Genomic DNA, 12,642 nt, shown 5'->3' on the forward strand with positions numbered 1-12,642 from the left:
GAGGTTCAAATCCTCTCCCCGCAACCAAATTCCAACATATATTACAATACCCTCGCACCGCACTCAGTGCGGCTTTCATATCCGACATGGCGCTGAAAGCGCGTCCCTCCGCTACCCAAAGATTAGACCTGCCCGTCGCAAAATCCTTCACTGTGATGTAAAGTCTGCTCAACCTTTCTAAGGTGCACACATAACGCGTAGCGACAGAGACATTCTAAGTCTGTATCGCCCGCAGACCAGACTTTAAGTTGAATTCAAGCAACGACTGCTTCGAACCCAAAGCGGATGGTCCGCTTTGTTCCAAAGATAGGCCTAACCTTGCAATCCCGAAAATGCTGCTAGCGAGAGAAAAACATCTGCTCCATTTCGCGCCGTATCCGCAGGCGTTCGGGATATTCCTGCAGGAACACCTTGGGCGGTTTGCCTTCCCAGACCTGCGCATAGACGCGCATCTTGTTACCGCCATAGATCTTGGCGAGGTCTTCGTTGGAGTATCCGCGTGCCCAAAGGTCATCGGTAATTGCCGCAAGGATTTTAGCCAGTTCGCCATTGCCAGTAGCGCCGCGATTAAACGCGTCGATCATGTAGCCGCCGTCGTCATACATTGTTGCGTTGGCGGTGGCGAAATCGACCACCAGTTCGGTTGAGAACATGTCATCGGTGGCAATGCCGACGTGATCCACCCCAACCAATTGCACATAGTAATCGATCATATCAGCGGCTTGTTTGGGCGAAATATCTTCTGGCCAGATGCCGTCCATCATCCATTCGGTGAAGGTAGGCGCGACATAGCCACCGGAGTTTGCTGCGCGGACCGCCTCGTCATCGTGAATGGCGCGATAGCATCCTCGCGATGTCCGGTTGGGTTCATCCAAATACAAACCCGCAGGCACCGAATGGGTATAGACGTAAGGCACGCCGGGATAGTTCGCATCCATGTAATCCATCGCATCATTGGCTGTTTTCGACCCGGTATGGCTGAGGTCCAGCAGGATGCCGAAGCGAACCATTTCATCGATCACAGATTCGCCCCATGGCGTTAGTCCGATATCGCGTCCATTGTAGGCGGCCAGCTGGCCCGAGCCAGTACGGAAGATATCGTTATAGGCCAGGATCATCGATTTGATGCCCATGTCCTTGAGCAGGGCCATCTTTTTCAGATCGCCATTCAGGATCGTTGCAGTCTGGCTGTTCCAGATCACCGCCGTCTTGCCTTGGATATGCGCAGCTTCGATATCTCGGGTCTGGTTCACGATCAGGTAGTTTTCGGGGAACTGCGCCATGGCCGCGCGGAAATGGTAATGCTGTTCTAGCAGGGTCTCGAACGACATGTCGGCAGCAGCCAGTGTCATTTCATGCCCGGTGATGCCATTATCGCGCGCGCGCTGGAAATAAGTGTGCAGCTGTTCGTAATCCGTCCAGCCGGTGCCATAGGGGCTAGCCAGCATGCCAATCACTATGGTGTCCTGAACAAATTGCTTGGCTTCTTCCGAAGCGGGCCAGGTCTTGCTTTCTTCGCTGGCGAAAGCGGCCGTCATGCCAAAGGCAAAAAATATGGCGGAAAGCGTCGACTTCATCCTGTACAATTTCCTTTCAATAAACTGCCCAGCGGAGGGCATGAGATCGTGCTGGTTGCAACATCAACCGAGTATTCCCGGGCCCAGCTTAACAGAGTATGACTTATCATTGTGGGTCATTTGAATGGAGATCGCCGTGTCGCAGAACCGTCCCAGACAGGCCGAACTGGTCCTAATCAATGCCGCGCAGGTTATGCCATTTGTCGACACGATTTCCCGGCGGGGCGGCGATATTGCGGGTTTTGCAGAGCGCGCTGGCATGCCTCTGGACGCAGTGCTTGAGGGGCAGGGTCTGATCGGCGAACGTTCGGCCTGGCGCTTTATTGGTTTTGCGGCGCAGGCCTTGGACCTGGACCACCTAGGCCATGTGACCGCGCAGGAGCACCCGGTTCATTCAACGGGCGATTTGGGCGGCATGCGGGTGCGCATGGCATCCACGCTGGGCAGGTTGCTGCGGTTTTTCGTCGAAGATGTCACGTTTGAGAACAACGGCGCGCAATACGCGCTACTCCCGGAAGGCAACACTGTTGTGTTCCGCCGAAATGTGATGTTCCCAGATTGCGTAGGCAGGTGGCAGACCGAACAATACATGGTTACCGTCTTGATGCAGATTATTGCGCTCTGCGCGGGCCCGGACGCACGGCCTTTGCAGATAAGGCTGGCCTCCAACGACCGGCCGTTGCCGGTGCCGGCAGACTGGGATGGTATCGACATCCGATGGGGCAATACGTGGACCGATATCGTTCTGGATGCGGACCTGCTGAACACGCCTTTGGATGCCGGTCTTGCCAAACTGAACCAGTATCATGCGCGGAATGCGGACACGCCGGTATCAATCGACGACATCGACTTTATCGTTGATCGGTTAATCTGGTCCGGGCAGGCACGGCTGGACTGCGTTGCACGCGAACTGGGTGTCAGTGGCAGCACCGTGAAACGAAGGTTGCGCCAAAGCGGGCGCAGGTTTTCCCAGATCGTGGATGCAAGACGTCATTACTGGGCCGAGTACATGCTGAGCGAAACGGACACGCCGATTTCACATACAGCAAGCGCGTTGGGCTACCAGCATCTGTCGAACTTTTCCCGCGCCTTCAAAGTCAAAACCGGCGCGTCGCCGCGCGTGTTTCGCGCTCAATTGAAAGCCAATTCAACCCCAAGAAGCTAGCAAAATCGCCGTAAAGATAGCTTCGGCTCGGACCCTTTCCCAATGACCGCATTGTCCGCATAGCGGAAGTTCGGCTAAAACTCAGGGAATGTCGACGTGGTCTTGCTAACCGGAACACGCTATCAGAGCGGACTATGCCACTCTTGAAACCGGCTAAACCCGAAGAAGATAGATGCCCACTCGCAGGGGCGAGGCTTACGCCCCGCCCTTTACTAGGTTGTCCCGCTTCCAAAGAGGTTGCAGGTTGCTGTAGTGGCAAAGTTCGACGAGGTTTTCCAAAGACCCTGCAGCTGAGAGAAGGGTAATATGGTCCAACTCCAATTGACCATATCGATCCCACGTTATGACGTCCTTGAACCGGGCCTCAATGCGCCGCTGTGATGCAGTAGGCTGTTTTACAATTGTTGCCATGGCCCATATCTCCTGTGTTGGAGACATCTTTTCTGTCTAAGTGCAGAGGAGGCGCAGCGGACACAGTTTCACATGCAGCACAGCAATAAGTGTCCGTCTCGTAAGACCTTTATGCATTGCGAGGAAAGGATGGTGGGTGATGAGAGACTCGAACTCCCGACATCTTCGGTGTAAACGAAGCGCTCTACCAACTGAGCTAATCACCCGTGAGGGGGATGTAGCCAAGCCGGGACGCGCGTGCAAGGGGGAGAGTGCAACTTCCCGGAAGGAATCCGCCGGAAAACCCTGTCGCGCCGCTACTGACCTTTGAGATCCTTCAGGACGGCCAGCAGCTGTGCCACCTCGTGCTCGGTGTTGTAGTGGCACAGCGAGATTCGGATGCAGTCGCTCAGGCCCAGAGGGTCCAGAACATTGCCGCTGTAGTGATCCGCCTTGCGCGTATGGGTGCGGATGCCCTGCCGGTTGAGGTGAGACACGACCTCGGGCGAGGGCATTCCGTCCACCACGATCGAAACCAGCCCCTCGCGCGCGGGGTTGTCCGCGCCCGCAAGGATCGTGACGTGATCCATGTCGCGCAGCCCGGGCAGGTTGCCGGTGCCGTTGATCATCGCATCCGTCAGGTGCATTTCGTAGGCATGGATGACCCGGCCGGCCGCCTCGATCCGGGCGCGGCGGTCGGTCGCGTCCGACACTTGGCCGCCCAGCCAGTCGAAATAGGCAACCACATCCGACATGGTGGCATAGGCGCCGGTGTCGCGGGTGCCGAACTCCCAGCCCGTTTCCGGCGCGCCGATCAGCATGTCATGCGGCAGGGCGGTCAGCCGGTCGGAAATCCAGGCGATCCCGTAGCCGTGGCGTGAAAACACTTTGTAGGGCGAGATCGCGTAACCATCGATACCATAGCTGTCGATATCCATCTGTCCGTGCGCCGCGTGCTGGATGCCGTCGACGATGATGAAACAATCGGGCGCGACGTCGCGGATCGCCTTGGCGATCGCGGCCACGTCCATGCCCATGCCTGTCACCGGCGAAGCGTGCAGGATCGTCGCGACCGAGACATCCGGGGTCATCAGCGCGGCATAATCCGCAGCCGTCACCATACCCGTCTCGTCGTCATGAGGCACGTTCACATAGTCCAGCCCGGCGATTCCGGCCCAGCGGCGCGCGGCGCTGCGGCTGGCCGGGTGTTCGATGCTGCTGCCGATCACCTTTGCCCCCTTGGGCGCGTTCACGCAGGCCGTACGGATCATGCGGAACAAAAGCTCGGTGCCGCTTTCGCCAACGAAGAATTGTCCCGAGGAGGCGTTCATGAACACCGCCAGATCGGCCTTGGCACGGTTGATGATGTCGACCAGGGCGTGGCTGGCCACGTTGTCCCGCCCCTGATTGTCCGGGATGGCCGCAAACCGGGCCGAGGTGTCGACCACCGATTTCAGCGTCAGTGCCCCCCCCGCGTTTTCGAAGAATATGCGTGGACCTTGAAACGGACAACTTTCCACATGGGCAAAGCGCGCTCGGATGGCGTCGAGCAATCCCGGTGTTTCGTGCAGCATGGCGGGTGTCCTGTCCTGTCGAATATGCCTGCCCCGCATCTATGGACGTCGGTGCGCCCGGGTCAATCGTTTCCGCGCCCCGTGGCGGTGGTGCCCGGCTTGCCGTGCCCACCGGCGACCGGCGGGCGGGCCTCTGTGGCTTTACTCGAAGGGCCCGCGCCTTATCATGAACGGCAGCGAGTTTCAGCTGACAGGTTTTCCGATGGCGCGTTTCCTTGTGTTCTTTCTGCTTTGCACGTCTCTTCTGGCGCCGCTCGCGGCGCAGGCGCGGGGCTTTGGCCTCAGCGTTCGCCCCACCTACCGCACCGAGATCCGCCCTGTCGGCGATGGTATCTACGAGGTAAAGGCGATCGGCTCGTCCGCAGCGGTCAATTACTGGTGCGGCATCGGAGACTATGCCATCCGCCAACTCGGCGTGCCGCGCGCGCAGCGGATCTATGTCTGGAAAGCCTACGAGAAAGGGGCCAGAACGGTCCAGTTTTCGCTGAAGCCGCCGCCGGGCGCGGACACCACGCCAGGATATTCGATCACCGTCAACCGGGTGGGCGAGAACATGTCGGCCTCGTCCGCGCAGAACTACTGCTATGACAACTTCATGGATTTCGGGTTCTGAACCTCAGACCCATTTGGCCAGCGGCGGCAAGCTCATCAGCACGGCGTCGGGGTCATGCCCGGTTTCCAGGCCGAATTTCGTGCCCCGGTCATAGACCAGGTTGTATTCGGCATACAGCCCGCGATGTACCAGCTGCACATCCTTGTCGGCCTCGGTAAAGGGCTGCACGCGCCGCTTTTCCACCAGAGGCAGAAATGCCGGCAGGAAGGCCCGGCCGATGTCCTGGGTCAGCGCGAAATCCGCTTGCCAGTCGCCGGTGCAGTAGTCATCCATGAAGATCCCGCCGACGCCCCGTGCGCGCTTGCGGTGCGGGATGTAGAAATACTCGTCGGCCCACTCCTTGAGGCGCGGATAGTGCCCCGGTCCGTGCGGGTCCAGATGCGCCTTCTGCGTGGCGTGGAAATGCGCCGTGTCCTCAGGGTATTCGATGCAGGGGTTCAGGTCGGATCCGCCGCCGAACCACCAGGCATGAGGCGTCCAGAACATGCGGGTGTTCATGTGAACGGCCGGGACATGCGGGTTTTGCATATGCGCCACAAGGCTGATACCCGAGGCCCAGAACCGTGGGTCGTCGGCCATGCCAGGGATGCCCTTGCGCGCGGCCATCGCCTGTTGTGCCCGCTCGCCCAGTGTGCCGTAGACCGTCGAGACGTTGACGCCGACCTTCTCGAACACGCGGCCGCCGCGCATGACCGACATCAGCCCGCCGCCCGCGTCGGACCCATCTTCGGACTGGCGCCGGGTTTCCTTGACCTCGAAACGGCCGGGTTCGGCATCGCTGAAGGGACCGGTGTCGTGGCTGTCCTCCAGCGCCTCGAAGGCGGTGACGATCTGATCGCGCAGGCTGCGGAACCAGGCAGAGGCGGTGGCTTTTTCGGTATCGAACATTGGGCTCAGTGGGCTGGGGCGGCGACCGGATCCAGCAGGGTGCGGCCTCCGTCGATTGTCAGGATCTGGCCGGTCATGAAGCCCGAGGCCTCGGACGCCAGGTATTGCGCCGTGTCGGTCAGTTCGGTCGGGGCGGCGATGCGGGCCAGCGGTGTGTGCTTTTCGATGTCCTTGCGAAAGTCGCGGTTGTCTTTCAGGGTCGTCTGCAACGAGGCGCTCATGACCGAGCCGAGCGCGATCGCATTCACGCGGATGCGGTGCGGCGCCAGGGTCACGGCCAGCGACCGGGTCAGCTGATCCAGCGCCGCGCTGGCCACGGAATAGGCCAGCAGGTCGGGATGCGTACGGCGCCCGGCGATCGAGGACAGGTTGATGATCGAGCCGATCTGGGTGTCTTCGCTGCCGTCGGCCTGTTTGATCATCCGGTTGGCGACCATCTGGCTCAGCCGCAGGGTCGGCATCAGGTTCTGGTTCAGCAGGGCGCGCACCGAGTCGTCCTCGGGGTCCAGTGGGTCCGAGGGGATCACCTGCCGCGCGCCATTGACCAGGATATCCACCTGATCGAACGCGTCCAGCGTGGCGGACAGCAGGTTGGCTACGGTCAGTTTTTCACGCAGGTCTCCGGCAAAATACCTGATGTTGCCGTCGTCGACCTGTTCGCCCAATTCGTCGGCCAGGCCTTTTTCGTCGATGTCGGCGAACATCACGTTGGCGCCCGCGTCGGCGAAATGGCGGCCGATCGCCAGCCCGATGCCGTTTGCGCCTCCGGTCACGATGGCGGTCTTGCCAGCTATGGAAAATGACATGCGGTTCCTCCAGAATCTCGGCGCAGGTTAGACGGCTTCACCGCCGAGGGCGAGAGGCATGGAATACCTTGAAGCGGTTGTCTCCAGCCAGTTCCTCGACCCGCGCGAAGGTCTCGGACAGGGTGGTTTCGTAGGGCAGATGGCGGTTGGCCACCATCCACAGGCTGCCCGAGCGCGTCAGGTTGCGCGCTGCCGACGCGATGAAGCCCTGACCCAACGACGGGTCGGCGCTGCGCGCGGTGTGGAACGGCGGGTTCATGACTACGGTGTCCAACGGCTCGGGCGCGGTCCAGGTCACCGCATCGGCCCAGTGGAACAGGGTGCGCGGATCACTCACGTTGACCCGGGCGCAGCTCAGTGCGGTGTGGTCGGCCTCAACCAGATGCAGGGTGGTCACCGAGTCGCGTTCGAGAACCCCTGCGGACAGGTACCCCCAGCCCGCACCCAGATCGGCCACTTTAGCCCCCAGCTTGGCCGGCAGGGACTTGCGCAGAAGGGCCGAGGCGGGGTCGATCCCGTCGGCCGAGAACACGCCCGGAGCGGTCCGGTATCCGTCGGCTCTCTGTTCCTGCGGCGCGGCCCAGTCGGCAAAGGTGTCGGCACTGGCCCGGAGCCAGAAGATCTTGCCATGTGCCTTGGAAATCGGTCCCTCGACCGCCACGCGTTTGCGGATGTCTTTCAGCAGGCTGTCGATTCCGTCGGTCTTGGCGCCGTCCACTACGATCGGACCACCGGTGCGCTGGCTGGCCTGATGGATCATCGCCCGCGCAAGCGCCTTGGCGCGCGGCAGAAACAGGATGACGCTGCCGCACGGCGCATCGGCCCGGGGCGTGGCGTCGAATCCCTGCGCCTGAAAATGGTCGTAAAACGGTTTGAACGGTTGGACGACCTGCGTGCCGCCTGGCAGCATCGAAAGGTCATGCTCCGGTGTCGGGCCGATCACCGAAACCGGCTCGGGCAGGGTCAGGCCCTGTTGCAGGGCAAGGTGAAGACGAGTGGACATGGGCTGTGGGACCGAGGCACGCGGCCCTACTCCTCTCTCTCCATGGTGCATTGCAGAGGGTGTTGGTGGCGGCGGGCGAAATCCATCACCTGCCCCACCTTGGTTTCGGCGATCTCATGGCTGAATACGCCCACCACGGCCACGCCCTTCTTGTGAACGGTCAGCATGATCTCGAACGCCTGCGCGTGCGACATGCCGAAGAACCGCTCGAGTACATGCACCACGAATTCCATGGGCGTGTAGTCGTCGTTCAGCAGCAGCACCTTGTACAGCGGCGGGCGCTTGGTCTTGGGCTTGGTCTGGACAAGGATGGACGTGTCGCCATCGTCTTCCGATTTGCCAGCCATCATCCAACGGGCAGTCAGCATTGTACCGAGATTTTCCGATTCACATTTCGGGTCGTTTCAGGGCTTATATAACGTCAGCGCGCCCAGAGGAAAGAGCAACCGGCGGAATCGGAATGCATGAAAACCTGACCCTCATCGCCTTCGATGCTGACGACACGCTCTGGCAAAACGAGCGGTTCTTTCGGTTGACCCAGGCCCGCTTTGCCGAGCTGCTGGCCGACCATGCCGATCATAACCACCTCATGGAGCGCCTTCTGGCGGCCGAAAGGCGCAACATCCGGCACTATGGCTACGGCATTAAGGGTTTCGTCTTGTCGATGATCGAGACCGCGCTGGACGTCACCGATGATCGGATTCCGGCCCGCGTCATCCGCGAGTTGATCGCGGCGGGGCAAGAGATGCTGGCCCATCCGATCGAGCTTCTGCCGCACGCCCGCACGGCGGTCGAGGCCGCGGCCGAAACGCATGCCATCGCGCTGATCACCAAGGGAGATCTGATCGACCAGGAGCGCAAGCTGGCTCAGTCGGGGCTGGGCGATCTGTTCGACGAGGTCGAGATCGTGTCTGAGAAGGACCCCGAAACCTATCGCGCCATATTCCAGCGTCTCGGTCATGCGCCGGACCGGGTGATGATGGTGGGCAACTCGATCAGATCGGATGTCGTTGCCCCTATTCAGACTGGCGCCTGGGGTGTGCATGTTCCACATGGGCTGGTCTGGGACATCGAGCGGGCCGAGATCCCATCCGGCCACCCCCGGTTTCTTGAGATCGAGCATCTGGGCCACCTTCCGGCGCTGATCGACCGTTTCACGTGACCTGTGTCCGATAGGGCGCACCGGATGATTACTTGACCGCTCCCTGGCCTTTATTTTGCCGCTTTGGCCTCCGTGGTGGCCCGCGCGATCGGGTGCCCAAGATGTAGCGGTGAAACGGAGCCCGAGGGACGACGGATTCGGACAGCTTTCGGTTTATTTCGTTGGGGGCCTGTGCTATCGTTAAGACAATCAACAAAAATGCCGACCGGAAAAATCCGGCGGCGCGAGGCAGACAGAGGCAAAGATCGTGCAGATTCGGCGGATGATTCCGGCCCGGGCGGGCTTGTTCCTCATTGCGGTGATTTGGATCGCTGCAGTAGCAGCGACTCAGGCGCTGGCCGCGCCTTACGCGGCGATGGTGATCGATGCGCGCACCGGAGAGGTTCTGCATTCGCGCAACGCCGATACCCGCCTCCACCCTGCGTCGCTGACCAAGATGATGACGCTGTATATCGCGTTCGAGGCCGTTCGGAACGGCGAGATCACCCTGGACACCCCCGTGACGATCACCAATCATGCGGCGGCCGAACCGCCGTCGAAACTTGGGCTCCGCGCCGGGCAGAAGATTGCGTTCCGCTATCTGATCCGGGCCGCGGCGGTGAAATCGGCCAATGATGCGGCCACCGCCATCGGCATCGCGCTCAGCGGGTCCGAAGCGGCCTTTGCGCGCCGCATGACCCGTACGGCCAAAGCCATGGGTATGACCCGCACCACCTTCAAGAATGCGCATGGTCTGACGGAGTCGGGCCACTTGTCCACCGCCCGTGACATGACCACGCTGGGCCGGCATCTCCTCTACGACTATCCCGAATACTACAACCTGTTCTCACGCCAATCGACATATGCAGGCATCAAGACGGTTCCTAACACGAATCGCCGCCTGCTGGCCGCGTACAAGGGCGCTGACGGCATCAAGACAGGCTATACGCGCGCGGCCGGGTTCAACCTGGTGGCTTCGGCCAAGCGCGGAAACGAACGCATCATCGCCACGGTGTTCGGCGGCAAGTCCAGCGCCTGGCGCAACGCCAAGGTGGCCGAGTTGCTGGACCTTGGGTTCCGCCGCGCCCCGTCCCGCGCCCCGATCCGCAAACCGTCCCGTCCGGCCTATGCCGGGAATGCAGGTCTGGGCGGCACCCAGGTGGCGCGCGCGATCGGTGCGCCGCAACAGAGTTTGCGCCCGGTCATGCGTCCGGGGGCCGGGGTCGCGGTTCAAGTCGCGAGCGTAGTTGCCGAAACAGCCGCCAAGAACGCGCCCCGCATCCAGGACAGCATCGCCCAGGCAATCGTCGCCGCCCAGACCACGCCCACGGCCCCGCCGGTCGAAACCGCCGACACGCGCCCGGCCCTGCGGCCCGACAACCTGGTGCTGGCCTCGACCGAACCGGCCGAGGCCAAACCCGAGCAGGAAATCGTCACGCGGCTGTCCACCTCGGGCGGCCATCTGTGGGGCGTCAATGTGGGCCGCTTCGCAACGCGGTACGAGGCCGAGAAGGTGCTGCTGAAGACGGCGCTGTCGGAAATGACCACGCTGGAAGGCTCGTTGCGTAAAGTGAACCAGAGCTCCAAGGGCTTCGAGGCCACATTCCAGGGCATGACCCGCGAGCAGGCCGATCTGGCCTGTCGCCGCCTCAAGGCGCGCAATGTCACCTGTTTCATGATCGGACCATCATAAGGTTCGGCATTCTCTCCTGAAGGCATCGGCTGCGGAATTCCGCAGACTTTCTTAAATCGAAGACGTTTCCGTGCCGGTACTGTTCGTCCTGACCCGCGGCGGCGTTCAGGGCGGCGACGTTGTCCTTGGTGAAAAAGCCCTCATAGTGGTGGCACCGCTGGAAATACTCGGTGATCAGCAGCGTATGTTTCGAGAGTTTCGAGAAGATCTGCTTTAGGTTCGGGTCGTCTTTGAATTCCCCCACGACATGGGCGAGAAACGGAACGCCTTTTTCCTTCAAGGTGTTGACCACGAAATATACGTTCTTTTCGCCGCCGGCATGGTCGCCGTCGCGTATCTCGACCACCATGTGGTGCAGACGCCGGCCGAAATTGCGCACGACATCCTCGGTGGGTATCGGCAGCTTGGCAAACGAGTTCACGAAGGACGGGGTGTTGTTCGCGGTAAAGACGTTGGCTGGGGATTTCTTGTCGTCGTCCACGCCGGGGTGTCGGTTGACATTGGTCGACGAATTCATCTCGGCGATGTTGTAGGCGCCCCAGAAATACTAGGGCACCATGGTCAGAAACTCGAGGATCAAATCCTCGCGTTCGCCGGTCAGCACCCGCGTGGCCAGATGGTCCAAGCCCAGCATCAGCGGTGCGATCCCGCTGTCCGCGCCTAACTCGGCGGCCCTTGTCAAGCGGTCCTGCTCGGCCACGCTCAGGATCAGCCGCTCGCCCAGGCCCAGACTGTCGGGGTCGTTGAAGTCCAGCGCCGAATAGCCGGCCCGGTTGCAGGTGAAATCCGATAGGGTGATGAACAGCATCCCGTCCAATGTGTGGAAGGGGTTTTCCGTGTCGCTGGCATAGTCGAACCGGATGTTCTGATCCTCGAGGGTGTTGCGCAGATCGTTAAGGTCGCGCGCGGATCAGACCGCGCCGACATAGCGGGTCCGCGGTGACGCCCGGGCCAGCGGGTACATGCGATTGAGGCGCGAGCTGTAGTCCGCGAAGCCGGCGCTGAGCGGGCCATCAGGACCAGCGCCGGAAAGACCTGATGCGCGTGCAGAACGGAAAACCGATGCGTCGGCCCCAGATAGTTTGCGGTATGGCGCTACGGGGCATCACATAGAGTTCGACCAAAGTGTCAAAGATCGCCTCGGGTTCCACCTCGAGGATGATGGCCGCCATCTGGCCGACTTGCTCTGTGACACCCGAGGCTTGTCGGTGCTGATAGATTTTTGGCAGGTATTCGTGGAAGAAGTCCGAGTTCATCTTGTCCCCTCGCAGTTGGTAGGTCATCAGATCGAGAGACATGGACGCCTCCTTGCGCGGATGGGCGGTGTGATGAACTCAGGTCGAGCTTTTGCGGATCATGCTAGGCGGTGGTTGACCCTTGGGCAACTTCTGCGGGCTATTCAAGCGCCGCAGCCGGCATCGCGCATGGCGGGGGGCTCCGAATCCAGCGCCGAGGCGTGGTGGAAGGGGCAGATGCCGCGCGATGCGAGTCGCTCTTCGTTGTGGCGTAGGGTGCGATGTGTACAATATATTGTGGGGCGCGAATCCTCCGGCCTGAGGGCCGCAGCTGAGCGCGCAGTGCCGCACTTCATTGATGTAGGTATGCCTACCGCGGCCAGGCAGTCAATCATTTGATAATAAAAGATAAAATGTCGATCTGCAAAAAAATGCATCGAGATGCGATTTTCCCCTTGCGGCTTTGGTTGGATAATCTTAGAACCCCCTTCACCGGCGCTGGTGAGGTGTTGGTGACGGGCTGGAGAGGCGGCCTGACGGACTGGAAAGACGGTTGT

General features: G+C 60.9%; 13 protein-coding genes and 1 tRNA gene. 4 read left to right on the plus strand and 10 right to left on the minus strand.

The window, feature by feature from the left end:
- Positions 1 to 338 precede the first annotated feature (338 nt).
- Entirely contained in the window at positions 339 to 1,619 is a 1,281-nt protein-coding gene (locus tag AC2FMN_RS16935; protein WP_496689621.1) for a membrane dipeptidase, read from the minus strand.
- Between the two features lie 82 nt (positions 1,620 to 1,701).
- On the opposite strand from AC2FMN_RS16935, the gene AC2FMN_RS16940 reads away from it, so the two are divergent.
- On the plus strand, positions 1,702 to 2,742 hold the full coding sequence (locus AC2FMN_RS16940) for a helix-turn-helix transcriptional regulator (RefSeq protein WP_496689623.1): 1,041 nt from the start codon (positions 1,702 to 1,704) through the stop codon (positions 2,740 to 2,742).
- A 541-nt stretch (positions 2,743 to 3,283) separates the two neighbouring features.
- Here AC2FMN_RS16940 and AC2FMN_RS16945 read toward each other — a convergent pair.
- Positions 3,284 to 3,359, minus strand: a tRNA-Val gene (locus AC2FMN_RS16945).
- Between the two features lie 90 nt (positions 3,360 to 3,449).
- Positions 3,450 to 4,706 carry an aminotransferase class V-fold PLP-dependent enzyme gene (locus AC2FMN_RS16950; RefSeq protein ID WP_496689624.1) on the minus strand — a complete coding sequence of 419 codons (1,257 nt, stop codon included), beginning with the start codon at positions 4,704 to 4,706 and terminating at the stop codon, positions 3,450 to 3,452.
- Between the two features lie 202 nt (positions 4,707 to 4,908).
- On the opposite strand from AC2FMN_RS16950, the gene AC2FMN_RS16955 reads away from it, so the two are divergent.
- On the plus strand, positions 4,909 to 5,319 hold the full coding sequence (locus tag AC2FMN_RS16955; protein ID WP_496689626.1) for a hypothetical protein: 411 nt from the start codon (positions 4,909 to 4,911) through the stop codon (positions 5,317 to 5,319).
- A gap of 3 nt (positions 5,320 to 5,322) precedes the next feature.
- Here AC2FMN_RS16955 and hemF read toward each other — a convergent pair whose 3' ends face one another.
- The 4 genes from hemF to clpS are packed head-to-tail and all read right to left on the minus strand — an operon-like array spanning position 5,323 to position 8,384.
- The gene (hemF, locus tag AC2FMN_RS16960; RefSeq protein WP_496683458.1) at positions 5,323 to 6,207 is read right to left on the minus strand and encodes an oxygen-dependent coproporphyrinogen oxidase; all 885 of its coding nucleotides are present in this window, start codon (positions 6,205 to 6,207) and stop codon (positions 5,323 to 5,325) included.
- A gap of 5 nt (positions 6,208 to 6,212) precedes the next feature.
- On the minus strand, positions 6,213 to 7,013 hold the full coding sequence (locus AC2FMN_RS16965; RefSeq protein ID WP_496683460.1) for an SDR family NAD(P)-dependent oxidoreductase: 801 nt from the start codon (positions 7,011 to 7,013) through the stop codon (positions 6,213 to 6,215).
- Positions 7,014 to 7,050: 37 nt separating this feature from the next.
- Complete coding sequence (locus tag AC2FMN_RS16970; protein WP_496689628.1) at positions 7,051 to 8,016, minus strand: class I SAM-dependent methyltransferase; 966 nt, start codon at positions 8,014 to 8,016, stop codon at positions 7,051 to 7,053.
- A 26-nt stretch (positions 8,017 to 8,042) separates the two neighbouring features.
- Positions 8,043 to 8,384, minus strand: coding sequence for an ATP-dependent Clp protease adapter ClpS (gene clpS, locus AC2FMN_RS16975; RefSeq protein WP_496683464.1), 342 nt, complete (start codon positions 8,382 to 8,384; stop codon positions 8,043 to 8,045).
- 92 nt (positions 8,385 to 8,476) lie between these two features.
- On the opposite strand from clpS, the gene AC2FMN_RS16980 reads away from it, so the two are divergent.
- Together AC2FMN_RS16980 and AC2FMN_RS16985 are read left to right on the plus strand one after the other, a co-directional pair.
- A complete protein-coding gene (locus AC2FMN_RS16980) occupies positions 8,477 to 9,178 on the plus strand; it encodes an HAD family hydrolase (protein WP_496683466.1) in 702 nt (233 codons plus the stop codon).
- Between the two features lie 262 nt (positions 9,179 to 9,440).
- On the plus strand, positions 9,441 to 10,850 hold the full coding sequence (locus AC2FMN_RS16985; protein ID WP_496689636.1) for a D-alanyl-D-alanine carboxypeptidase family protein: 1,410 nt from the start codon (positions 9,441 to 9,443) through the stop codon (positions 10,848 to 10,850).
- On the opposite strand, the gene AC2FMN_RS16990 is transcribed toward AC2FMN_RS16985, so the two are convergent.
- From AC2FMN_RS16990 to AC2FMN_RS17000, 3 genes are all read right to left on the minus strand, one after another.
- Positions 10,831 to 11,367: a hypothetical protein gene (locus AC2FMN_RS16990; RefSeq protein ID WP_496689630.1), complete on the minus strand. Its 537-nt coding sequence runs from the start codon at positions 11,365 to 11,367 to the stop codon at positions 10,831 to 10,833. The genes AC2FMN_RS16985 and AC2FMN_RS16990 overlap by 20 nt on opposite strands.
- A 30-nt stretch (positions 11,368 to 11,397) precedes the next feature.
- Positions 11,398 to 11,658, minus strand: coding sequence for a hypothetical protein (locus AC2FMN_RS16995; protein ID WP_496689632.1), 261 nt, complete (start codon positions 11,656 to 11,658; stop codon positions 11,398 to 11,400).
- 205 nt (positions 11,659 to 11,863) lie between these two features.
- A complete protein-coding gene (locus tag AC2FMN_RS17000; RefSeq protein WP_496689634.1) occupies positions 11,864 to 12,148 on the minus strand; it encodes a hypothetical protein in 285 nt (94 codons plus the stop codon).
- Between the last annotated feature and the right edge of the window lie 494 nt (positions 12,149 to 12,642).

The organism is Ruegeria sp. BHSC037, from assembly GCF_059613045.1.